Annotated in this window: 21 protein-coding genes; 8 read left to right on the forward strand and 13 right to left on the reverse strand. The window is 40.9% G+C overall.

Going from position 1 to position 22851, the window contains the following annotated elements; translation table 11 throughout:
- Positions 1-3: 3 nt before the first annotated feature.
- Positions 4-714, reverse strand: a complete 711-nt coding sequence (locus tag V144x_RS00615; RefSeq protein ID WP_144979837.1) for a PIG-L deacetylase family protein — start codon at positions 712-714, stop codon at positions 4-6.
- Positions 715-756: 42 nt separating this feature from the next.
- Positions 757-1605: a sugar phosphate isomerase family gene (locus V144x_RS00620; RefSeq protein WP_144979840.1), complete on the reverse strand. Its 849-nt coding sequence runs from the start codon at positions 1603-1605 to the stop codon at positions 757-759.
- Between the two features lie 215 nt (positions 1606-1820).
- Here V144x_RS00620 and V144x_RS00625 point away from each other — a divergent pair, with 215 nt between their 5' ends.
- The 3 genes from V144x_RS00625 to V144x_RS00635 all read left to right on the forward strand — a co-directional run bounded on the left by V144x_RS00625 (position 1821) and on the right by V144x_RS00635 (position 4750).
- The gene (locus V144x_RS00625; protein WP_144979843.1) at positions 1821-2483 is read left to right on the forward strand and encodes a transaldolase family protein; all 663 of its coding nucleotides are present in this window, start codon (positions 1821-1823) and stop codon (positions 2481-2483) included.
- A 64-nt stretch (positions 2484-2547) separates the two neighbouring features.
- Positions 2548-3936 (forward strand): sulfatase-like hydrolase/transferase, encoded by a 1389-nt coding sequence (locus V144x_RS00630; protein WP_144979846.1) that lies wholly within the window; start codon positions 2548-2550, stop codon positions 3934-3936.
- Between the two features lie 37 nt (positions 3937-3973).
- The gene (locus V144x_RS00635; RefSeq protein WP_144979849.1) at positions 3974-4750 is read left to right on the forward strand and encodes a hypothetical protein; all 777 of its coding nucleotides are present in this window, start codon (positions 3974-3976) and stop codon (positions 4748-4750) included.
- Between the two features lie 315 nt (positions 4751-5065).
- Here the strand turns inward: V144x_RS00635 and V144x_RS00640 are convergent, their stop codons facing one another.
- From V144x_RS00640 to V144x_RS00650, 3 genes are all read right to left on the reverse strand, one after another.
- Positions 5066-6061 (reverse strand): hypothetical protein, encoded by a 996-nt coding sequence (locus V144x_RS00640; protein WP_144979852.1) that lies wholly within the window; start codon positions 6059-6061, stop codon positions 5066-5068.
- Positions 6062-6307: 246 nt separating this feature from the next.
- Entirely contained in the window at positions 6308-7546 is a 1239-nt protein-coding gene (locus V144x_RS00645) for a GspE/PulE family protein (RefSeq protein ID WP_144979855.1), read from the reverse strand.
- Between the two features lie 76 nt (positions 7547-7622).
- Complete coding sequence (locus V144x_RS00650; RefSeq protein WP_144979858.1) at positions 7623-8273, reverse strand: STAS domain-containing protein; 651 nt, start codon at positions 8271-8273, stop codon at positions 7623-7625.
- A 787-nt stretch (positions 8274-9060) separates the two neighbouring features.
- On the opposite strand from V144x_RS00650, the gene V144x_RS00655 reads away from it, so the two are divergent.
- The 3 genes from V144x_RS00655 (at position 9061) to V144x_RS28225 (ending at position 10828) form a co-directional block, all read left to right on the forward strand.
- Positions 9061-9744 (forward strand): hypothetical protein, encoded by a 684-nt coding sequence (locus tag V144x_RS00655; RefSeq protein WP_144979861.1) that lies wholly within the window; start codon positions 9061-9063, stop codon positions 9742-9744.
- Positions 9745-9810: 66 nt separating this feature from the next.
- Positions 9811-10683: a hypothetical protein gene (locus tag V144x_RS00660; protein ID WP_144979864.1), complete on the forward strand. Its 873-nt coding sequence runs from the start codon at positions 9811-9813 to the stop codon at positions 10681-10683.
- Positions 10664-10828 (forward strand): hypothetical protein, encoded by a 165-nt coding sequence (locus V144x_RS28225; protein WP_197993149.1) that lies wholly within the window; start codon positions 10664-10666, stop codon positions 10826-10828. Before V144x_RS00660 ends, V144x_RS28225 begins: the two co-directional genes overlap by 20 nt.
- Before the next feature lie 126 nt (positions 10829-10954).
- On the opposite strand, the gene V144x_RS00665 is transcribed toward V144x_RS28225, so the two are convergent.
- From V144x_RS00665 to V144x_RS00690, 6 genes are all read right to left on the reverse strand, one after another.
- Positions 10955-11335, reverse strand: coding sequence for a rhodanese-like domain-containing protein (locus V144x_RS00665; protein WP_144979867.1), 381 nt, complete (start codon positions 11333-11335; stop codon positions 10955-10957).
- Positions 11336-11466: 131 nt separating this feature from the next.
- Positions 11467-12273: an alpha/beta fold hydrolase gene (locus V144x_RS00670; RefSeq protein WP_144979870.1), complete on the reverse strand. Its 807-nt coding sequence runs from the start codon at positions 12271-12273 to the stop codon at positions 11467-11469.
- Positions 12274-12357: 84 nt separating this feature from the next.
- Positions 12358-12921 carry a TlpA family protein disulfide reductase gene (locus tag V144x_RS00675; protein WP_144979873.1) on the reverse strand — a complete coding sequence of 188 codons (564 nt, stop codon included), beginning with the start codon at positions 12919-12921 and terminating at the stop codon, positions 12358-12360.
- Between the two features lie 42 nt (positions 12922-12963).
- Positions 12964-14478: a carboxypeptidase M32 gene (locus V144x_RS00680; protein WP_144979876.1), complete on the reverse strand. Its 1515-nt coding sequence runs from the start codon at positions 14476-14478 to the stop codon at positions 12964-12966.
- 173 nt (positions 14479-14651) lie between these two features.
- On the reverse strand, positions 14652-16886 hold the full coding sequence (locus tag V144x_RS00685) for a terpene cyclase/mutase family protein (RefSeq protein WP_144979879.1): 2235 nt from the start codon (positions 16884-16886) through the stop codon (positions 14652-14654).
- A gap of 8 nt (positions 16887-16894) precedes the next feature.
- Positions 16895-17308 carry an ExbD/TolR family protein gene (locus V144x_RS00690; protein ID WP_144979882.1) on the reverse strand — a complete coding sequence of 138 codons (414 nt, stop codon included), beginning with the start codon at positions 17306-17308 and terminating at the stop codon, positions 16895-16897.
- A gap of 1217 nt (positions 17309-18525) precedes the next feature.
- Here V144x_RS00690 and V144x_RS00695 point away from each other — a divergent pair.
- The gene (locus V144x_RS00695; protein WP_144979885.1) at positions 18526-19167 is read left to right on the forward strand and encodes a class I SAM-dependent methyltransferase; all 642 of its coding nucleotides are present in this window, start codon (positions 18526-18528) and stop codon (positions 19165-19167) included.
- A gap of 23 nt (positions 19168-19190) precedes the next feature.
- Here the strand turns inward: V144x_RS00695 and V144x_RS00700 are convergent, their stop codons facing one another.
- Together V144x_RS00700 and V144x_RS00705 are read right to left on the reverse strand one after the other, a co-directional pair.
- The gene (locus V144x_RS00700; RefSeq protein WP_144979888.1) at positions 19191-20021 is read right to left on the reverse strand and encodes a hypothetical protein; all 831 of its coding nucleotides are present in this window, start codon (positions 20019-20021) and stop codon (positions 19191-19193) included.
- Positions 20022-20195: 174 nt separating this feature from the next.
- A complete protein-coding gene (locus tag V144x_RS00705; RefSeq protein ID WP_197998705.1) occupies positions 20196-21449 on the reverse strand; it encodes a hypothetical protein in 1254 nt (417 codons plus the stop codon).
- A 1113-nt stretch (positions 21450-22562) separates the two neighbouring features.
- Here V144x_RS00705 and V144x_RS00710 point away from each other — a divergent pair.
- Positions 22563-22787, forward strand: a complete 225-nt coding sequence (locus V144x_RS00710) for a carbon storage regulator (RefSeq protein ID WP_144979894.1) — start codon at positions 22563-22565, stop codon at positions 22785-22787.
- Positions 22788-22851: the final 64 nt, after the last annotated feature.

Below are 22851 nucleotides of genomic sequence, written 5' to 3' on the forward strand. Positions count from 1 at the left end.
GTATTACCATGCAGAACAGCGTTTCCAGGCGATATGGCATTGAAAGGCCTCTGCAGACGGGACACCCGACTGAGTGCCACGAACCCTGCATTGCTGGAGCATAAGGTCTTGAAGAGGTGAGAAGCTCGAGTCCTTGCCGCGTTGTAATTGGCTTTGGTGGCAGTTGAGCATGTCCAGTTTTGTGCTAACATATTCACTTATATCGATGTATAAGTGTGGCTCAAATTGTGTCATGTTAACAGTATCCATCCACCAGAGAACAGGTGGCTGGTTCAAAGCCGATGACTGTGTCTGGTTTCCAGTAGAGGCACTGAACCACGTAGCCGCTTCCGTGATAGCTGAGGCTGCACGGTGGTCGGCGTGATAGTCTGTTTGTGAATGTGCCAATACAAGCGTCGGTGAAAACTGCCGCATGATCTCTGTCAAATTACGGCGCTGTTCTAAGCTGTCAAATAGGGCGCCATCCGGATTTTCACCAAAGAAGAGATCTGCACCAAGTAGTTTCGCTGCTGTTTGCATTTCTTGACGTCGTACTTCGGCTAGTTTCTCGATAGGTGGTTCTGGCTGTCCTTTGTCTCCTTGACAGAGTACGCATATTCCAACGGTAGCGCCTTCATGATGGGCACGCGCCAAAGTACCCGCGCATAATAATTCTGCATCATCGGGGTGAGCTACAACAGCGAGAATGCGTTCTTGTAGGAAGTTTAATTTCATTTTGCTCAACAGAGTTCATTGCAAGTGGATTAAAATATAAAATTAGCGTAGCCGAATGTCGGGGAGATCAGCAACGTATTCCGCAACTGTGAGAGAAACATCAGTATGCGTTCGCAAAAGCGAAGCCGGGCAGTCGCCAGTAATGGGGCCTTGAAGGACTCTGCGAATGACCGAACTTTGCCAGATGCGGTTACAATAGAAATGCTGTTCTTTAGCAGCAAGAATTTCTTTCATTCCAATCGTAACAGCGCGCCAGGGGATTATGGAAATTTCACCACCTACGGTTACAGAGTTAATAGTCCTTGTTTCCCGGGTTAAATTGAGGTTACGGGTAGGGAGCTGTAAGAATTCTTCCGTTGGGATCTTATGCCCTGGTTCGGGTGGTTCATTGAAGGCGATATGACCATTAATCCCAATTCCACCAAAGCAGGCATCCACTCCTTCCCGTTGATCAATCAATTGTTGGATAGCACCAACATTATTTGGATCGGGACAGATGCGATTTTCGGGTAAAGGTGACAATTCCGGATTCAATAAGTCGTAGAATTTACGATTCATATAGCCGCGAAAGCTGAGTGGGTGGGAGATATCGACCCATTGATCGTCGTCTGTCAGATATTCATCCATATTGATCAGCATGACATCTCTAATTGAGTATTGGTTTTGATTCAACATGTCAGCCAATATAGGGTATTGATCGACGGGGCCAACAGGAACGATCAATGTGGCAGGGTGACCATTTTGCTCTGCCACTTTGATAGCCTTAAACATTGCCGTTGCCATATGTTGAGCAATCTCAGACATATCTTTAACTATAGAAAGTTTAACTGCCGTTCCTTTAGCTAAAGCGTCACGATTGATTTTAAGGTAATCAGGAAATTCAGTCGTCATTGTATTGAGAGTACTTTTGCTTTGAGGCATGATTTAGCTTTGATAACTTATTTCGGTGTGAAATATTCATGGAATAAAATCGCAGGATAGAATTATCAAATCAGATGAACTTATAATAAATGTATTAGAACACAACAGGTCTTCGCGACCAATTGATTTCAAAAGTTTATGTTACGATTTTCAAATCATTTTTCTCTTGAGTAATGGAATTCACAATGAAATTGTTTCTGGATAGTGCAATCACAGATGAGATTAAGCACAGCCTTGAATATTGGGACTTGGATGGACTTACAACAAACCCCAAGCATATCAATAATTCTGGTAAGCCTTTTTTGAAAGTAATTGAAGAGATCGCAGAATTGTTCACTGGCACTGATAAACCTGTGAGTGTGGAAGTGGATCCACATGTTACAGATTGGGAACAGATCGTAGAACAAGGAATCCAGCTTTCCAAAATGTCTCCTAATTTTGTAGTGAAAGTGGGCGCCAGCGAAGAAGGGTTTAAAGCGATTCGCGAGCTGACTAAGCAGGGAATTCGGACGAATGCCACTTTAATTTTTTCAGTTGCTCAGGCATGGCATGCGGCTCGAGCGGGAGCGTACTTTATCAGCCCCTTTATTGGATGGAAAGAAAATTATGGCGATTCGACAACAGAATTTATTCTGGAAGTCGCCGAAATGCTGGAACGACATCAATATGATTCACAAATTATTGCGGCTGCGATTCGTAATGCTCGGCAGATTGCAGATGTTGCTCTTGCGGGAGCCCATTGTGTGACTGCAGGTCTTGTTGTGTATCAGGATAGCATGCAAAACCCTTACACAGTCCATGGAGAGAAAGTATTCCAGAATGCATGGGACGCGACGCCAAAAAGTTAGCTTTAGGCATTTTTAAATTCATGAATCTCTTCGCTTCAATGTTTCGATCAAGTCAGGACTTAGTATGTTCATTATCAGTGGTATTTGCTCTGGAATAACGCGGTTTGGTTTTCTCTTATATTTTTTGAGTGTGTATCTATGCTTAGTATTATTTTCTACCAACAAGGCGTGTGCATCAGAGCGTTCAGAAAAACCGAATGTAATTATTATTTTTACAGATGATCAGGGATCTATTGATCTCAATTGTTATGGAGCGAAAGACTTGATTACACCCCATATGGATTCGATTGCCAATAGGGGAATTCGGTTTACACAGTTTTATGCCGCGGCACCTGTTTGCTCCCCTTCTCGTGCAGGTTTGTTGACAGGTAAGTTTCCTCAGCGAGCGGGTGTTCCCGGAAATGTTTCATCGCAACATGGCAAAAGTGGAATGCCTGCCGAGCAGGTTACGATTGCCGAAATGTTAAAAGATGCAGGATATCGAACAGGGCATGTGGGTAAGTGGCACTTGGGTTATACAAAAGAAACAATGCCAAATGGACAAGGATTTGATGAATCGTTTGGCCATATGGGAGGCTGCATCGATAACTATTCCCACTTCTTTTACTGGAATGGTCCCAATCGACACGATTTGTGGAAAAACGGAAAAGAAGTATGGCATGATGGTACATATTTTCCTGATCTGATGGTTCGGCAATGTCAAAACTATATCAAAGAACACAGAGATGAACCGTTTTTTTTATATTGGGCGATCAATGTTCCTCATTACCCCTTGCAGGCAACTGATAAGTGGCGAAAGAAATATGCACATCTTCCTAGTCCACGAAATAAGTATGCTGCGTTTGTTTCTACGATGGATGACTGTATCGGCGAAGTATTAAAAACACTTGATGAGTTCAAACTTCGTGAAAATACAATCGTCATTTTTCAATCTGATCATGGGCATTCACAGGAAGAAAGAACATTCGGGGGGGGAGGTAGTGCAGGACCTTTCCGTGGCGCCAAGTTTAGTTTATTTGAAGGAGGAATTCGTGTCCCTGCCATGATTTCCTGGCCTGGAACAATTGCAAAGGGAGAAAAACGTCATCAAATGGCAACAGGCTGTGACTGGCTACCGACCATCGCAGAACTAACTGGTACACCTCTTCCACAACAAAAACTAAACGGGAAAAGTCTAAAAACAGTCATTGATTCATCAGAAGCGCAGAGCCCCCATCGTGATTTCTATTGGCAAATTGGTAAAAGCTGGGCCATTCGAGAAGGTGATTGGAAGTTATTGGGGAATCCCCGTGATACGAGTCAGCAAGGTCAACTTACCAAGCAGGATCAACTTTTTCTGGTAGACTTATCGAATGATCCTGGCGAAAAACGCAATCTTGCTGCCAGCAATCCTGCGAAACTAGAACGCCTTAAGCAAATTTATCGTCGCTACCAAACATCGCTCTCGAAATAAAACTGATCCTTCTAAAAGCAAAAATAAGATACGAACTATGAACCAGCCAAATAAACGACCTCGAACAAAAATTAGCTCGTTGGGTTGGACAGTTACAGTGGTTCTTTTTCTGATTATCTACTTAGTGATACAGGGCGAGAGAAACCATACGAATGATCAATCGGTTTTAAATTCTGAAGAGTCGAGAGCACAAAACGTTCTTGATCCTTTTAAAGAAGCAAGTCGTCAATCAAATCTTGAAAAAGAGTTAGAGGCTCAACAATCGGATCTGGTTCAGCAAAATGAAACTGATATTTCAAAATCAAAGAACTATCCGGTTACCTCTTCACAAGTATCTAAAAAACAGACTCCAGCGAATTCGAACCGACCACCACCACGAAACTCTTCAAAACAATCAAAAACTGCAAAGCCCAGTCTAGAATTAGGACAGCTTCGAGATTTAGGCAGTAAAGTCTGGGAGTCAGCTGCCGGCTTAAAATATGGCCCCGGTAGCCGAGAAAAACATCGGCTACTTCATGTTATGCGTCATGCTGAAGATCAGCCTAACCGTCCAGGGAAACATGGAGTTTTTGCTGGGGAGGGCAATAGAAAAAAGGTACTTGTATTAATTGATGAGGCCTATCTTCAAGCGAACAAGGGGGGAAAGAACGTAGAGAAAAAAAAGGAAAGGAATCGAATCGTCTATACTGTAGACATGGGGCGTCGTATTGGATTTGTTGGAGGTCAGGTTGGGAACAAACAGGGGAAACCTCCTGCCTTCAAAATACGATTAATACTCGAAGGAACCAATGTGATCACAGCATTTCCTTTGTGATGTTTTGAGGGCAAGGTCAAAATTTATGTACTACGTTGGGACTTGTCCCTTTTGTGAACAAGGGAACTTAGGAATCCGCATCTGTAGCAAAGAAAGTGACGTGCTGATTTTGTGCGATGAATGCGACGCGGTTTGGCTTTCAACTAATTTAGACAGTAAGCCTCTGTTTCCTGAGCAACCACTTCTTCCTTGTCCTTATTGTCAAGGAAATCTTTCCGAAGGCTCTGCACACTGGGCCAACTTTGGGGAGATTTATATGAACGATTGGATTCATATTATCAAGGGAGAGGCCGATGAGTTTTAGAGTGAATTATTTTAAAAGACAATTTCTAATGTGTGTTTCTCTTTAAGAATTTTAGACTCGATTTTAATAGTGTCACGAGTTGCAGGAATTTTTGAGCCTGGGACTTTTACGATTAATTGTGAGACTCGCTTCTTTACTGGTAAGTAACCCCCTTTTTTGACAGGCCTGACTTGGCCTTTGAGCTGGGGTGTAAAGGTCGAGTTTGGCCAACGGACGTCCCAGGGTATTGATTGGCGGTGCTTATCTGTTCCAAGTACAATTCCCGATAAATCTGAAGCGCGATAACGGGTTGATTTGTAACTATAGGGTAGTTTGACCTGAATAATAATCAAGTAATCTTCGTTGAGGTCTGGATCCTTGGGGACTGTCCAGGCTGTAAAGCTTCCTACAGTAACGGCATTTCCCATGGGTTTGAATTTAAAATCGCCTCCCCCATTTCCTTTTCCGTCTCCGTCTTCTTCTCCTTCACCTTTTCCGAGATGCATAGAGAAATCTTCTTCAATTTCCTTTAGTGTCGAATCATTCTCACCTGTCAACGTTTTTACCGGCTGCATAACATTGAATTCGGTCGTTTTTCCACCTGCTTCTTCATCAATGCGTGTGTCCAATGGGTCGTTTAAGCCAAAGTTATCTTTGTCATCGAGGCTGGCAAGTGTCGAGAAATCATCATTTCCCTGGATGCCACCCACAATGACTATCGCCATGATTGTCAGAGCGGTCGAATGAAAAAGAAATGAAATTAAGTATCCCGTCGCTGTGAAACTGGCAATCCAAATAACTGCCTTTTCTTTAAATGAAAGGACAGGCTCATCATCCTCTTTGGCTAGTGACTGAGGTTGAGCAGAAAAACTCTGTCTCTTCATTTGTGATGACTGAGATAAATTCATCACATCTTGAGTTGCAGAATTAGTTTGATTCGACATGGAAATCGTAGCCGACTGGGAGAAAACTGTCTGGAGATTCTGAGAGAGTTCTTTACCAGACATTTCTGTTTTGTTTAAATTCATTGGACGCGATCTCACATCAAACTGCATTGAACAATGGGAGATGGCCCGACCGATAGATCTTAGATTTGAATATACTCCTAATTGTAATTATATATCGGACCGATTAGAATTGAATTCTTTTTTTCTTAAGAAGTAAGAGATAATCGGCAAAACCGGAAGCAGAATGCAAAAAATCCTTTTTTACTGTACAAACAGGTCGAGTTAGACCTCGAAATTCTAAATGGATGCTACTTTTAGTCGGTTAGACTAAACAAGAACACGATGAAGTTCTTGTACGGTCGTAACTCCTTCAAGTATTTTTGCTTTACCAGAGTCTTCCATGGTGGTCATTCCCGAGCCAATTGCCATCTTTTGGATTTCTGTTTGTGATGCTCCTCTAAGAATGGCATCTCGCAATTCACCTTGAATTCCAAGCGTTTCAAAAATACCTGTACGACCTACGTAACCAGTCTGAAAACAATGCTCGCAACCAGCCCCTTTTGCTATTTTAGAGTCTGGCAATTGATCTGAGTTGGTTCCAAGATATTCACAGGCTCCCGCATCTAATTGATCAGGTATTCGGCATTTTTCACAGATACATCTAATTAAACGTTGAGAAATGATGCCTTGGAGACTATCCGTAATGAACATTGAAGGTATTCCAAATTCTCTGAATACGTCAATTGCAGCAACGGCATCATTGGAGTGAAGAGTCGAGAGCACACGGATACCAGTGAGTCCTGCTCTGACGGCAATATGTGCCGTTTCAGAATCACGGATTTCTCCTACCATGATTACGTTAGGATCTTGTCGAAGAACTCCCCTTAAGGCTTCGGCAAAACTAAACCCAATTTTGGGGTCTATTTGAATTTGATTGACACCTTCGATCCGACGTTCAACTGGGTCTTCAATCGTTGACAGACTCATTTCGGGTTGGTTTAGGTAGTCGAGACAACTATAAATGGTTGTGCTCTTTCCCGAACCTACGGGCCCAACACTTAAGATCATTCCGTAGGGAGCATGGCAGTACCCGGTAATCTCGGATATCTGATGATCGCTAAGTCCTAATTCGTTAAATTCTGTAAAACGCTTATGGTCTGGCATTAGTCGCAAGACAAGTCGTTCACCGTGAATAGTTGGCCCTGAACCAACTCGAATATCACGGCGATTTTGAAGTGTCTCATTATTAATGTGACCATCCTGAGCAAGGCGTCTCTCAGTGATATCCATATTTGCAGCTAGTTTGAGCCGTGAGATGACTGAGGCAGCGGCTTCTTTGGGAAGCTGTATAATATCATGCAACATACCATCCACTCTCAAACGAAGTCGCAGACCATCCTCGAGAGGGTCCAAGTGGATATCAGTCGCCTGTAACTGAAAAGCTCTTTCCATCAATAGATCAACGAGTGGTCCTGGACCTACGACATCGACTAGTTCTCTTAGCTCTGCCTGTAGTGCCTGCTGGCGTCCCTCTTTCTTGTTTGCATTATCTGGTTTCTCTGACATCACTTTGACTCTTTCTGTCCTAACATTAATCGCTGAATTGGGTTTATCGAATCTAGAAATCGTTTATCATCAACATTTAGATAAGTTTGACTAAACCGATTCCTCCTAAGATGATGCTACAAATCAGAACTACCACTCCCATAATTCTCAAATTTTTTCTTCGGTCTTTCAGAGCGGTTGCTCCAAGAAGTACTCCCGCAACTGAGAAGGAGATCGTAGCAATTAATGTGGATTTTGGATTGAGATTTAGGGAGTCACTTATATAAAGAGCAAAACAAGCAGCGGCAGACAAGAGTGCAACAATGCCCAAGAGTATCGGCATAGAGAAAATACGTCGCCTTTCAATCCGTTCTTGTTTTAAAGCCTGACTTAAATGCGCAATTGCTTCTTCTTCATTAGAGTAAATACGCCAAACTTTTTGGAGCCCGGAAATCTTAAGCACCTCTTCTACCATATCACTGGTGTTGAGAATCGCCGTTTTTCCACCTTGTTCATCAACCAGTTTCCACACTTGAATAACAACAGCAACCAACGAACTGCTGATGTAAGTCAGTTTTGTTAAATCAATGATAACTGATGGACTCTTTTGGTTTTTGAGTTCCAGAAGGAGTAGGTCCCCTAAAGCCTCCAATTCGTTCCAGGCAGATTCATTAAGTTCTGGAAGGAGTTGAACCTTGAGGTGGTCTTTGACAGTGGTAATGAGGTAAGGAACTTCTTGGGTAGCCATAAACCAATCTCCAACTAATCTCGATACAGACTGTATCGGGGCCCTGCATTAGCTCAATGTTTCATCATTGCATACTGGTTTTGTGTCACTGCTTTAGTGATAGCAATAAATTTCTGAATCTGATTCAAAATAGCAATGCAGTTAGATTTTACCTATCTCAATTCGGACCAAAGTACAAGATTTAATAAGTATTTCTAGAGAAACGAGTTTGCTTAATTACATATTAACAAATGCGAATTACAATTTTTATATAGTGTGAGTGCATAAGGGTTCAATTGATCACTTTAAGGCTGTGTAGACTGAGTTGAGATGATGATTTCAACACAAATTGCGATATATCCATTAACAATGTCATCCTGAAAGCCACTTTGACAGTCTGGATATTATGTCAAGTTTTCTGAAGGTAGGGATTGTATCTGCCAGCCAAGTTAGAAAGGTCAAACAGTTAAATACCAAACAGTTAGCTGAAATTCAGTTTGACTATGGTTTTTAGGCGTACTTATAATCAAAGAATGACCGATTTCACAAAATAGGTTGTTTTTGCGCACAAGTTGTGGGTAGTATTTTACATTACACGTCTGAAGAATCGTGATGAATTCTGAATATTGGCTTCTATTTAAAGCCAAGCGATGATGAAAACGGATTCATTTCAAGCTTTTATTCAATGAAAACAATTATTATCTCGAGCTTAGATCGAAGTAGATAGATAAAAGTCAAATTATAAATCATAATTAGTTTGAACCAGTTAATAAGATAAAGGTCTCTTTAGAGATCCAGGAATGAATCAATGACCCGTTTTAGTAAAATCCTGTTAGTACTAGTGCTCTTTGCTAGTATCGCTTTTATGGGATTTGCCGCAGTTAGTTCAGTGGGAGGCCCCAACTGGCAAAAAGAGGCAGCGAAAATGACGGACTACCTGTTTGAACCTCAGCCAGGCGAGATATTGACATGGTCAGTTAAAACCAGACGGGGGGGCGAGCAAATTTCAACGTCTCCTGTTTTAGCAAAAGTGATCGTTGCTGCTCAGAAGCATAAGATTCAACAGCAAAACGAAAAAATTGATCAAATCACAAAGACAATACCACCCTTAGAAAAAGCAAAAGCGAATTGGAAAAAGATCAATAAATTAGATCGTGAGGCAATGGACTTAATGGCAGCAGAGTTGAGTCAAAAAATTGCTACCTTGGATACTAAGATCACTCAACTTGCCAATGACGGCATTAAAATCAGCCAACAGACATTAGAAGTAAATCAAGAAGCAGCGGAACGAAGGTCTGATATTTTTCGGTTACAAGATCAGATTGATGAAATTCGGAATGAAAACTATTTAGCACAAGAGCAACAAAAAACGCTACGTGATTATATTGCCAGGATCCAAGGTAAAGTACAGCGTCTTCAAAGGCAGAAAAAATTGCTGCAGAAGGCAGTTAAGGGTACTAACTATGAAGAAAATAGTATCTCACAAAAATAACGGAATTTTAACTCAAGTGCTATCAAAACAAACTCGTCATTAAAATAAGTATTTAGGAGCGATTAGATGTCGTTTGTCGGCAAAATACTGGTCGTCGTTCAAGTTATTCTCAGTGTCTGTTTCATGGGCTTTGCAGGGGCTGTCTATACAGCCCAAAATAATTGGCGCGCAGAGAGTAAAAAACTTGAAGGTAATTTAAAAAACGTACAGACAAGTATGGCTGAATTAGAATCTGAGTACAGTAATTATAAAACTGAAACGACTCAGAAAGTAAATGATGCTCTTAGTGAAGCACAAAAAGCTAAGGCTGCGAATAAGCTCCTAGAGCAACAGAGTAAGTCTTACCAAAATCAGTTAGAAACAGTACGTGCTGAACGAGATACTTCGGTGGCACAGGCAGAAACGACTGGTGAGGAAGCAAAGTTTCGACGTCAGGAATCAGGCAGACAACGAGTTGTCAATAAGACACTTCACAATACCGTCAACGACCTGCGAGCAAAGATCAAAAATTTAGAAGATACAATTTTTACTCAATCGATTCGAGAAAAGAATTTGGTCGCTAAGCAAAATAAGCTGCTGAATGAACTCAAATACTTAAATAAAATAGTTTCTAATCTTGGAGTCGACCCTAAGGATCCGGCGATTGCTGGTATGCAATCACCTCCACCTGCTGTGGAAGGTTTGATTCTCAATACCAAAAAGGATAAACGAAATGGAACTAAGTTTGTCGAAGTTTCATTAGGAAGTGATGATGGTCTCAGCAAAGGGCATCAATTGTTCGTTTATCGTTTTGGTACTGAGGCCAATGGAAATCGTCCTAAATATCTTGGTAAGATTGAACTTGTATATGTAGATCCTGATAAAGCTGTCGGGACTGTTATTGACGCTGCTAAGAATGGCGTAATTGAGAAAGGTGACCATGTCAACTCGAAGCTCTAAATCAAAAGGAAAAGCTGCCTCAGGTGAGTCGGGGGGGCCCAATATCTACGTAGGACTGCTTTTTGTTTCATTGGCTGCCTTGTTATTTGGGATCTTGTTTCTTGTAATGGAATTAAGCAGCTATAATTGGGAGTTAGGCGGCTAAAATTATTCAAAAAATCGACGATAAAAAGCACTGTGCCTAGTAAGGCACAGTGCTTTTTTAGTGTGATTCAATATTATTAATAGAATCATTATTTAATTCCAATGATTGGCATTTGAGAGGTGATATTTACGCTTCAGTTTCAATTTCAAATCCCGCGGCTTTCCAGCCGCTAAATCCTCCATCCATAGAAATGACTTGTGTATAGCCCATTTTCTGCAGATTGTCTGCCGCCAGAGCAGAACGAAAACCACCTCCACAGTAGAGTATCAAAAGTGAGGATGTGTCTGGTATCATCTGTTCTACATCTCGTTCAATGATTCCTTTACCAAGATGTTTGGCATTTGGTATTCTTCCTGCACTAAACTCATGATCCTCTCTTACGTCGATGAGATGAAACGCTTCACCTTGTTCTCCACGCCTTTTTACATCATGAACTGTGCATTCAAGAATGCGTGATTTTGCATCCGCAACGATGTCCAGAAAACGTTTAGAATGATCTTTAGCCATCTCATGCCTCTAAATTTAGGGAGTAGTTATATTATTTTGAGCATAAGAGTCTTAGTAAAGACTCAAATTTATTATGTCATATCTCTGTTTAAAAAGCTGGTGAAAAATTGATTCACTCAAAGACTTGCATATTAACAGGAATTTAAAAAATCTTCTATTCCCTGATTCACAGCGCAAGGTGCTTCCATCGGTGCCATATGACCCGCATTAGGTATTTCAAGATATGTTGCAAATGGTATTTGAGCATACATTGATTTCATAACGTCTGGTGGCGTTAATTGGTCTTCACTTCCGACGATGACTAAAGTAGGAACTTGTATCTCGGACATCATATGAGTGTAATCTTTTCGTTCTGCCATTCCACGTTGGCTGGCAGCAATTCCTTCACGGTCCGTCGATTCAATCGTCTCAATAAGACTTTTGGCTATCTCAGGTTGATCACGTTGAGAAGACTCGCTAATTAGATTTGGAACCATAGACGATGCAATTGATTTTGATCCGTGTTTCAGCACAAGGTCAACCATTTTTAATCGATTGTTGATGCCTTCCTCTGAGTCCGAACCCGGACGTGTATCACAAAGAATGAATGCACGTAAACGCTGCGGGAATTTTTTCCAAAATTCCCAGGCGATATACCCTCCCATGGAAAGACCACAAAAAATGATTGGCTCTGCAAAGTTCAGCTGATTCAGTAAAGTATTCAAGTCCTCAGCATGTTGTTCCATTGTGACAGTTCCATAAGTCACTTCGGAATGTCCAAAACCACGTAAGTCAGGAGCGAGTACTGTGAAGTCCTTTTTAAAATATTCTGTTTGTGCCTGCCACATTTTGTGATCTAATGGAAATCCATGAACAAAGAGCAGCGGGGGGCCTGCCCCCTCCTTGAGTACATTCATTTTGATCGTATTGACATTTATCTCAACGAACTGGTGACGCATTCGTCTATCCTTTTGTATGCATCGAGAAAAAATTGATTTGTAATAATCAACAAAGAACGAAGATAAGCTTTTTGAATTAACTGCTTATTGAACCTGAGTCAAAGCACGGGTGATACCCTGTTCTAAGGATTCTTTAGGCTCAGAATCAACATTCCATACGATTTTCCCATCAGGTCCGATCACCCATACTTGCGGAATAAAATCTGCATTGAAAGCAATGAGCGTATCGAGAGCTCCGTATCCGTTTGACCAAGTAATCCCGGTTTCTTCGAGCCACTGTTGAATTGCAGGGAGCATTTCTTCACCTTCAGCAGTGAGCCCAATGAAGACGACATCCTGGTCTTTGAATTTTTGGTACGTTTCGACGATGTGAGGCGCTTGTAGTCGACAAGGTAAACACCAGGTTGCCCAGGCATCTACGACGATGACTTTGCCTTTCAGATTGCCTTTTTGATAAGGGTCGCCGTTTACCCAGCCTGCGGCTTGAATGGGAGGAGCGGTTTTTCCTACCTTTAATTCCGCACGGTTACTCGTTGCTTGAGGTGTACCTAGTATTTTGAAACCAAACCAAGCAGAAAATAAAATTGTTCCAGCAACGACAAGTGCAAGAGCCAGTAAGAAATCTTTTTTAACACTTTGATTGGCCATAATAGCACTTTCTGCAAATATGATTCGTTTCTGAATTAGATATTATAAATTGTAGAGTTCACTGTATTTGCTTTGTAATTGACTAATTAAGGGCTTATGAGAGAGTGATTCACCTGCAACGACTTCAACTAAGCGATTTGCCCGATACAGTTTGCCTCGTCGATGAATATTTTCGTTTAGCCAATCTTTTAAAGGTGAAAAGGAACCTTTTCTAATGAGCTGAGTGATGTCCCCCAGCTCTTTTTCTGCCGCGTTGAAAAAATGAGCGGCGTACATGTTGCCCAAAGCGTAAGTAGGGAAATAACCAATCAATCCAGCACTCCAATGAACATCTTGTAGACACCCGTTTGAGGAACTATCAGGAGTGATTCCAAAATATTCTGTGAATTTCTCATTCCAGACAGCCTCCAGATCGACTGGTTTGAGGTCACCTGAAATTAATGACTTTTCTAACTCAAAGCGTAACATAATATGCAAATTATAGGTCACTTCATCTGCTTCTACGCGAATAAATGAAGGGCGGACATCGTTAATAGCTCGATAAAAATCTTCTTGATCAATGTCCGAAAGTGCTTCTGAAAATAGATTCTGGGCGGGTTTATAAAAATAGTCCCAGAATGCACGACTTCGCCCGATAAGATTTTCCCACATTCTTGATTGTGATTCATGAATACCAAGCGATGTTGAACTGCCCACCGGAGTTCCAAAATGCTCCTGGCAAAGCCCTTGCTCATAAATTCCATGTCCTGCTTCGTGAAGAGTTCCAAAGAAAGCTCCGGGGAAATGGTATTCGTCATAACGTGTTGTTAATCGACAATCCCCTGGTCCGAAACCGCTACAGAAAGGATGAGCCGCAATATCGAGCCGGCCAGCATTGAAATTAAAGCCAATTGCTTTGGCTGCTGAAATGCTAAATTCACGTTGCTTCTCAACGGGATACTTTCTCGTCAGGATTGAGATATCAGGGGTAATTCCAGAATCTTTGATCGCCGAAACCAAAGAAACCAATTCATTGCGTAAAGGAATAAAAGCCTGCTCTATCATTTCAGAAGTGGCACCAGGTTCATAACCATCAAGAAGAGCGTCATAGGCGGTCGTCCCCTGATAGCCTATCGCGGATGCCTGTTCTCGTTTGAGGTCTATCATTTGCTCTAGCCAAGGCAAAAAATCCTGAAATCGATTTTTTTTGCGTGCTTCAACCCAAGCATGATGTGATAGAGTAGCTACTTTCGAAAGTTCTTCGACCAGCCGCCGTGGTAGCTTCGTGGCCCGGTCATATTCATGACGAGCTTCTCGAATGTTAGCGCTTTCCATGGACTCTTGATCAAAGATCGAATCTGCTTCCAACTTATGAAGCAGAGCCCCTATTTCGGGATCTGTGGCCTGCTCATGAATTATACCAGCCAGCAACGCAAGCTGATCAGCTCGATGTGAAGTTCCATCAGGAGGTAGATAAGTTTGCTCGTCCCATTCCAAAACGGCGGAACTGGAAGCCAATAAAGCAGTCTGCTTTAGTCGTGTAACTAATTCATCGTATGCTTTGATTGAAGCATTCATTGGTTGGTTCTTTCTTAGGGAAATGACTGATTAAAACAGTCATCGTTTTCAGTGTGATATTTTGATTATTGTGAAATGCAAACTATATCACAGTGTGATGTACAGGATGTGAAAAAATAAATCAATTTGATCAGCGAATGCAACAATTTTTGATTCTATTGTTTCTGCTTTGTTTAATCTTCATATCGGCCTCCCATTTGATAGAGAGGTAAAAAACGATAATAGACTTCAAGGCAGAGGGTGCTTAACGTCGTTGAGTAGAGTCGCCCTCCATATAGTCCCCACGGTGGTCTTGGATCCCAACTTCCTGCATTTTCTCCATGTGTAATTTGTTCAGAAATTAGTAATTCACGCAAATCTTCGTTCCATTCTCTCCAGGGAGTACCACCGTACTGATACATTGCTAATGTGCCATAGTACCAATAATAGAGATTGTATTCTGAACGGCGTGGAGGACGCTCTGCGATAAACTGGATGGCTTCCTTACAGGATGGATTATCTCTTCTGATTCCCAGCATCTGTTTACAAAATAATGATTCCGCGGTCATAGCTGGTGTTGGTGGCGTCGGAGGCTCAACCATCCTGTATGTTGCAAGACCATTGTTTTTACCCAAACTTCGATCTTTCAAAAACTTAACCATTAGTTGCTTCGTATTTGCTGGAATTGGAATGCCTGCAATTTCTGCACTTTTGAGAGCCATTAATTGCCATCCGAACATGCTCATGTCACTTTTCTGACCTTTTACGTACCGCCAACCACCGTCATAGGGATTCTGGTTTTCTACGATATACGAAATAGCCCGCGCAATCGCCTCACGCAACTTTGGGTTTAATTTGGGATTGTTTTGTAAACCATACGCTTCGGCTAAAGAATAGGTTGCCATCGCGTGTGAGTACATACGGGCATAGTGAGTTGCTTCACCTCCAAGGAATCCGTCGGGCCTTTGATGATCTATCATCCACTGGATGGCGCGATTGATATTATCGGAATATTGTCCTTCTTCCTGGGTATAACCTGCGCCTAGAAATGCCAGAATTGCTAAAGAGGTCAATCCAGCATCGGCTTGAGCACCCGCATTCCGTCGGTCGATTCCCTGTTCATCAATTCTCACTTTTCCTGCACCAAACCGATCTGCATCCCAAAAACCGGCTTGATCCTGATGAGTTGCCAACCATTTCAAGCTGGCTTCAACAGCTCTCTCAGATTCTTGTGTACCTCCAAACCGCTGAGCGATCTCTTTACGCTTGGAGAGGTTTCTTAGTCGATATGTCGCTGGAATATTTGCTTTCGTTCGATTTGAGACTGCGTCGAAGTTTGGGCGAAATGCATCAGGCTGAGGCCCTTGCCTACTCATTGAGAGTGGAAGACGGCTTCGCTCAGCCAGTAAACGCTCTGAATTCGGATTTGCTTTTCCTGATGGAGTTTGCGGCGCAGAACGCTGAATTACGCCCTCAGACGCAGACCGCATTGTTTTAGTTTTCCTCCTCGTAAAACGTGGTTTGGTTGGTGCCACATTCGAATTACTTGATGTTGAGCTCCCTGACTCAACCCCGGTTGTATTCAACTTCAAATTGGAAGGAGCAGGGCCTGTTCTTTTTCGGAGCATACTACCTTGGGTTCTACGTTCCAATGTAGACTTGGGATCAGATTGTGCATTGAGTGCAAGAGTTTTCTGTTCGTTTTTAAATGTAGGTTGTATTCGATCAACGGTGCCAAGGGCCGATTGTCGTTCAACATTCTGATTTTTTTGGCCTGTACGTACCATTTTGCTTCGAATTGTTGACGTTGAAGGAACAGAAACCTCAGCACGTGATTCAGCTGTAATGTCTGTAATTTCGAGTGGGGCCTGAGATTGAATTCGTTTTTGGCTTATACTTTCGGCTTTAACTTTCGAAGGGGTAATGGGTAGCTCAGTTTTAGAAACGACATCGGGAATTGGTGACTCAGAGATTTCCTGAGGACGTTTTTTTTCAGGCGGAGCCATTAAAGGAGTGAATTCTGGTCTTGTTAGATCGATTCGTGACAGTTCCTGTTTTTTAGGATTGGTAATCTTCTCCCAGACCGGTGTGTTTCCAGTTTGTTTACTTTCTGTGGTTTCTGTACTCTCTGCCAGAATTTGTTTAATTTCAATTTCCTCTTGTTCTGGTTGAGTTTCTGCCAAAGATTTTGGTGCATAATCAGGCCATAATGTTACAACGCCCAAAGATAATGACAGATGAACAATAATTGAAAAGAGTAGCGCTTTTGACGATGCATTTTTGTCTCCCCATCGTGTTACCAGCATGGATAATAAATGAATCGAGGCGAAGATTGCCGCCAAAATTAAGACGCCCCAAAGAACCTGGTCAAAAGAAACGTTTCGACCAGCTAGAATTTTCTCTATTAGGTTGTCGATTCGATTATTCATAGTACTACTTACTCGTCACTCAAACGATTTGCCAAAGAGACAGAACGTATTTTTACACGGTGACAAATCTCTAGAATATTCATTACGTTCTGATAAGGTCCTGTTGCATCACCTCTGATCACAACAGCTTGACCTGGAAAATTTTGTCTTGCTGTTTTTAAGGTAACTTCTAATTCCGAAAGAGTTTTATTTTCACCATTTACGGAAACTTCTCCATCCTGTTGTACATTTACTACAATATCATCAGGCAGGTTCGTTAATGGTTTAGCATCAGTTACCGTTGGTAGTTTGATATCGTATTGACGTTCCATTTCCGTAAATTGAGTTCCAACCATAAAAAAAATGATCAGTAAAAAAACAATATCAATCATGGGTGTTAAATCGAGCTTAGGCTCTTCAACAGTACCCGTTTTTAACGGCATGCTTACACTCCTGAAATGTGCTATAGTAGTCCGCAAAAGTTCTTTTGTTCTTTTTATGTAACTTGACCGGGGCGTATACTGTATGCGAAGTTTTGTATGTGATTCAATAGGTGAATTTTATGCAGTAGACGACTGGTTTCGATGTATTATATCACTATTATAGCTAAGAGGCTGCCAACAAGAATCGTTCATTAGAACACAACGATATTAGAATATAACAATCATGTTGCTAATTTCTTATAAGGTTCAATCAATTAAAATAGACAAAAGTTGTTTAGGTTGTTGATGTTAAGTAAAATGTATTACAGAATGTTTGGGAATTCCTCAGCGATAGATGTTTCATACTCAGATGCAGGTGCACATTCAGAAAGTGGCTTTCGAGAATTCTCAAAAAGGGCAATTCTGCTCATTAATTCAACAAGTTTTGATGCTCCTTTTGTGGGAGTAGTCTGGCTTTGGTGTTTTTCCTCTATATACTCAGTTGATATCCACTTCCATCATTATTTGATCTTATTTAGTGTCACCTGGTTATCTTATTCTGGTGATCGCCTGCTAGACAGTCTTCGGATGCCTGCTGTTTATTGTAAACTACCGCGACACCAATTTGCCACAACTCATTTTAAACCATTGATATGTATCTGGGCATTGATTGCTACTTTTTCAGTCCTGTTTTTATTTCATGCCTTGAGTCTCACTGAAATCGTGTGGGGCTTTTGTTTATTGGGGTTATTATCAATTTATTTCCTGGGTTGTTTTTGTTTTCCACGCCAAATAAGAGGGATAGTTCCTAGAGAATTTCTAGTGGGGTTGTTCTTTACCTCGGCCTGCCATTTTTTTGTACTACTTCAAATAGGTTACTGGAGTTTGAATTCAGTCTGGACTTTTTTTTGTTTTTTGGGTCTGTGTAGTTTGAACTGTCTTTCAATTTCTCGCTGGGAGTATTCAGCGGATGAACAAGTGGGAGAAGTCTCTTTTTTTACAAGAAACCCAAGACAAATTCATCACTTTCAGTCTATTTTACTTTGGTTTGTTTGGTTCCAAGTCATTGTCTGTTGTTTTGTGGTATTAATGGGTCGAACTCCAGTATTTGAGTTCTCGGTATTGTTGAGCGCATTTTTATTATTAATGCTTGACCGACGCTCACTAAGCACTCACATAAAACCTGTTTTGGCAGATTTTTCGATGCTCACACCGTGTATTTTTTTGAGTTTTTCGTGATGAGTTTCAATCGGATTGCTCCTTATTTTGAACGGCTGGAAAAAATAGCCTTTAACAACCAAATGCAATGTTGTAGGACAGCATTCCTTTCTGAATTACCCTGTGTAAAAAAAGTTGCATTAATTGGTGAAGGGGATGGTCGATTCTTAGTAGAGTTGCTCAAAGAGAACAAATTCGAAAAAATTCATTATATTGATTCCAGCGAGAAGATGTTGGAACTCGCCCGAAAACGGCTACAGAAATTTTCATCGAATGAGTTGAGCCTTGTTGAATTTTTTCATTGTGATTTAATGTCTGAGTCAATGCCTTGTCAGAATTATGATTTGGTTGTGACCAACTTTTTTTTAGATCTTTTTAATGAACAGGGATTGAAAAAAAGTATCTCTAAAATTGCGGCAGCCTGTGAAGAGACCGCTATTTGGTTATATGCTGACTTTCAGATCTCCAGTGGATTACTTCCACGAGTAAGGTCACTCGCATGGATGAAGGTTATGTATGTATTTTTTAGAGTTGTAGCTAAAATTCAATCGCGCAGTTTGATCGATCCAGCTGAAATTCTTGAAAGCAAAGGCTTTCAACTGAGAGCGCTAAGAGAGTTCCAAAGAGGTTTGATGAAGGCTGAATTAAGGCAACGGATTTAAGCAATGGCTAAGCAGTTTTTAACCTATGCTGATAATTTATTTAAAAAAGAATAATCGATCGTACATACTAGAAGAAACACGATTTGAAAGAGAGATGCAAGTCCTTCGAGGTGAGTATCTGTGACTTCTTCGTCATGGTCAACTAGTTTTCTCATAATCCAATACAATAGTAAGCCAGAGACTAAGAGTGCTGGGAATAAACGATTCAACGAAGCCCAGGTTCCCAGCAGAAGCAATCCGATTAAGAATGAACTGCCGTAGATCAGTTGTTTCTTAGATAATGGACGGTTGGGATTAACCCATCTGGCTGATTCGTCGTGAGATATGGTAAAGCTGATAGAAAAAGGGATAATCCAGGTTCCTAAAGAAATCGAAGTTAGAATCAGGATACAAGCTGTGAGCATCGAACTAAAATCAACAATAAGCTGATAAATGAGGCCCATCCGCAATAGCATGAAAATGATAGTCAGAACAAAAATGTTGCCAGATGAAATAGATGATTTTTGAGGAGCTAACAGCTCACGGCATTGAGGGATCGCTTCAGGAACGAAAGTACGCAGAAATAGCAGCTCTAGTGAGCCAAGTAACAAAACAGCAATTCCTAAAGGCCAAAAAAACTGTAAGACAGCCAATAGCAAAGTTAGTAACAAAGCTAAACTAGTACCTGCTAAAGGTAAAAAAAGAGTGCTTCTTTTTTCGATGGTTTCTTTTCGATCAGCCTGAAGATGTAACAGTGGGATTCGAAAAAATCGTTGCAATGCCACGATATAGGCGACAATATAATCTACCCAATCGGTTTCGTTAAAAGCATTTGGGGCATGCTTATTAAAGTGCGATTCGTCTTTCTCAGGCATGGAAGAATTCATCGTATGATCAAATTACCCAGAACGAATTATAAATATTAATGAGTTATATTACTTCGTGTTTGCTTACAGAAGAGATGGTTAATCTATTTCTATTCCTTTGCGCAAAAACAAGGCCCTCAATTTATATGAGGGCCTTGAATCTAAAACGGTTTAATGTCTCTCCTATTTTGTTGCATACCGCAGGTCCATCAACATTTGGGTGATGCGAACAGCTGTTTCTTGAAGTTGATATTTTTCACGAGTTTCACAACGGGAAATTTTTTCATGTACTCGGAACCAAATTTCAAATAGCTCAGAACTCTTAGTTCGCATGAGTGCCATTGGAACTGGTTGTCTTAAGGAAATTCGATGAAGTTCATGTGCAATTGCGCTGAATTCACGAATGGCATCTTGGGTTGATCTCCTGAAAGAAGGTGATTCTGTTGCCAACCATTGCTCAGCAACTATAGAAAGTTGAGCACTCTGTGCTTCAAGTCCAACAATTAATTTGACGGTATTAATGCTGTCTGATGGTTGTTCGATACGGAGTGAAATTCGTAAAGCGTCAATTGAATCATTCACCTTATCTAGCAATTGTAAAGCAGCTGGGCTCTCTACACTGTGAAATAAGGTGGAAAATTCTTTCCATGACTGATCAATGTACGAGAAGGAAGTAATGAGATCCTGAGTAGATTCATTATGATTCACTGTATCAATTAGATTTTCTACAGTCCCATAAAATTCGTCGGAGGTTGAAATATAATTTGCAGGAGGCAAACTGATCAAAAGACGAAGTGTCGCTCTGCGGTAAAATTCATCCACATCTCTTTTTAAAGCTTCGGTCAAGTGGGCAATTTCCGGCAGATTTACTCCATCTTGAGGCAACCACAAAAGTTCTTGTATCGAACGGTCTTGTTGTACGATGCGTTGGATTCCACGGCTTAAAATGCGATTATGATATGGACGCAGTCGAGTCGCAAAAGAATTCCAGGAATCACGAAAACTCAAATACTCACGTTTAATGGAATTGTAACTTTGCCGATCAATAAGCAGATTAGAAACCTGAATAATTCTTTGTTCAACTCTTTGTCCTTCTCGCAATAGTTCAAATTTTTTGGGTTCTCGCGAGAGTTCGATATCAATATCTTCCAGCAAAATGCTCATTGCATTGGTCATGGCTGAAGTTTGTCTTAATAGATCAATTCTCTTAAGTTGAGGGCCCGTTTGCAGCAATTCGACTAACTTTCGATCGAGTTGTTTCATACGTGCAATCAAGTTTTTTGATTCTCGATCTAAGCCACGTACTTGGTCTAACTGATGAGAGACGACTCTCCATAATTGATCAATTTCACCATACTCTGCTGCAATCAAAGCAAAGTCACTATCTCTACGAACTTTGTCAGCAAGGATTGATGAACGAGCTCTTACTTTTAACACATCAGCGATATAGCTTCTAACCCCAGGGATTTGATACATTACGCGATTGAGATTTGTTGCGAGCGAAGAGCTGTCTCTAGAAAATTTATCAAGAGTGTCTCTTACTTCGCTGATCTTATTCCTCGAAATCTCTAATTGTGGCGTCGGAGGAAGTTCTAAGCCTGATGGTTTGTATTCACGATCGCGTGTTGCTAGTTCCGACTTTTCCAACAGATGAAGTAAATCATTAATTAACTTGCTGTTACTATCGTTAGGTGATTGTGCTTGTATATTTGCGCTAAAACAAATAGTTGCTAACCCAGAAATCAAAAGCGCGATGAGAAATTTTGGGGAAGAGGACGAGAAGTTCCTCTGATTTTGGGAATAACAAATGGTGTGGCTGGAGCGGGAATACATTCACACAATCCTTTCTTGTGAATTCTACGGCTTGAATAACCAGTGTTTTCAATAACGCGCACGCTGTTAAGTAACAGAATGAGCAGTAAACTATGATTGATACATTAGGCCCGTTTTAAGTAGCTAACACGTCTTAAGTTTCAAGAGTGATGAGGGAGTATCGTCTTTCCATAAACAGAACTTCCACTTTTAAACTTATCATACAGGCGGCGAAGTTTACTCGTTTTGCAAACTACGTCAAGACCATGCTTACGGTCGTTTTATGCAAGGTCATCTGATCTCTGTAAAAATGCCTGTCATCGAAATGAGTAAATAATTTTCCAAGGACAAACAGATAACACGTCTGTTGGTTTGGGCTACCAGCGTTGAATTGATGGTTTGCGGCGAGATTAACGATTTTTCTAGGTTGTTGAATCATTTATGTGTAATCATAAAATGGACGATTGGTCGTTTGATCCATTGTAAAATTGGGGACGTTAATAGAGATGTTGTCAATGTTACACTCAATAAAGTGATTCCCGGATCGATCAAAAATTTTTTAAAAAGACGGAAGTCATTTTAAAACAGTAAGATACATTTTAAAAAAATGTTGTCATATTTAATTGGCACAGTGAATGCTAAGTATCTCTTTCAGCCACTTAACAATAACAAAATGACATCAATATGATTGTTTTGAAGAAGAAATATTGATGGCCAGTGATAACAGGAGATGTTGTGATGTTAGTTTTAACTCGAAAACGAGATGAAGTGATTCAAATTGGTGACAATATTGTCATTAAAATTTTAAAAACCGGCAAAGGGGCTATCAAAATTGGCGTCGATGCGCCGGGAAATATTCGAGTGATACGAGGAGAACTACTCGAAGAAGAAGCGCAACCAGATTCGATTGACACTGCCACCTCGACTCAAATTGAACAAGCATTAAATACTCAGTGTGCTTAATTCTCGAACGTGGAACGGGACATAATATGTGATCCGTTAATTATTTCATTCACTAGTTTCCGTT

This window comes from Gimesia aquarii, from assembly GCF_007748195.1.
GTDB classification, from domain to species: Bacteria; Planctomycetota; Planctomycetia; order Planctomycetales; family Planctomycetaceae; genus Gimesia; species Gimesia aquarii.

Coding starts and splice junctions, on each gene's coding strand:
- V144x_RS00615 (WP_144979837.1), bottom strand. CDS start 714: ATGAAATTAAACTTCCTACAAGAACGCATTCTCGCTGTTGTAGCTCAC.
- V144x_RS00620 (WP_144979840.1), bottom strand. CDS start 1,605: ATGACGACTGAATTTCCTGATTACCTTAAAATCAATCGTGACGCTTTA.
- V144x_RS00625 (WP_144979843.1), top strand. CDS start 1,821: ATGAAATTGTTTCTGGATAGTGCAATCACAGATGAGATTAAGCACAGC.
- V144x_RS00630 (WP_144979846.1), top strand. CDS start 2,548: ATGTTCATTATCAGTGGTATTTGCTCTGGAATAACGCGGTTTGGTTTT.
- V144x_RS00635 (WP_144979849.1), top strand. CDS start 3,974: ATGAACCAGCCAAATAAACGACCTCGAACAAAAATTAGCTCGTTGGGT.
- V144x_RS00640 (WP_144979852.1), bottom strand. CDS start 6,061: ATGAATTTAAACAAAACAGAAATGTCTGGTAAAGAACTCTCTCAGAAT.
- V144x_RS00645 (WP_144979855.1), bottom strand. CDS start 7,546: ATGTCAGAGAAACCAGATAATGCAAACAAGAAAGAGGGACGCCAGCAG.
- V144x_RS00650 (WP_144979858.1), bottom strand. CDS start 8,273: ATGGCTACCCAAGAAGTTCCTTACCTCATTACCACTGTCAAAGACCAC.
- V144x_RS00655 (WP_144979861.1), top strand. CDS start 9,061: ATGACCCGTTTTAGTAAAATCCTGTTAGTACTAGTGCTCTTTGCTAGT.
- V144x_RS00660 (WP_144979864.1), top strand. CDS start 9,811: ATGTCGTTTGTCGGCAAAATACTGGTCGTCGTTCAAGTTATTCTCAGT.
- V144x_RS28225 (WP_197993149.1), top strand. CDS start 10,664: ATGTCAACTCGAAGCTCTAAATCAAAAGGAAAAGCTGCCTCAGGTGAG.
- V144x_RS00665 (WP_144979867.1), bottom strand. CDS start 11,335: ATGGCTAAAGATCATTCTAAACGTTTTCTGGACATCGTTGCGGATGCA.
- V144x_RS00670 (WP_144979870.1), bottom strand. CDS start 12,273: ATGCGTCACCAGTTCGTTGAGATAAATGTCAATACGATCAAAATGAAT.
- V144x_RS00675 (WP_144979873.1), bottom strand. CDS start 12,921: ATGGCCAATCAAAGTGTTAAAAAAGATTTCTTACTGGCTCTTGCACTT.
- V144x_RS00680 (WP_144979876.1), bottom strand. CDS start 14,478: ATGAATGCTTCAATCAAAGCATACGATGAATTAGTTACACGACTAAAG.
- V144x_RS00685 (WP_144979879.1), bottom strand. CDS start 16,886: ATGAATAATCGAATCGACAACCTAATAGAGAAAATTCTAGCTGGTCGA.
- V144x_RS00690 (WP_144979882.1), bottom strand. CDS start 17,308: ATGCCGTTAAAAACGGGTACTGTTGAAGAGCCTAAGCTCGATTTAACA.
- V144x_RS00695 (WP_144979885.1), top strand. CDS start 18,526: ATGAGTTTCAATCGGATTGCTCCTTATTTTGAACGGCTGGAAAAAATA.
- V144x_RS00700 (WP_144979888.1), bottom strand. CDS start 20,021: ATGCCTGAGAAAGACGAATCGCACTTTAATAAGCATGCCCCAAATGCT.
- V144x_RS00710 (WP_144979894.1), top strand. CDS start 22,563: ATGTTAGTTTTAACTCGAAAACGAGATGAAGTGATTCAAATTGGTGAC.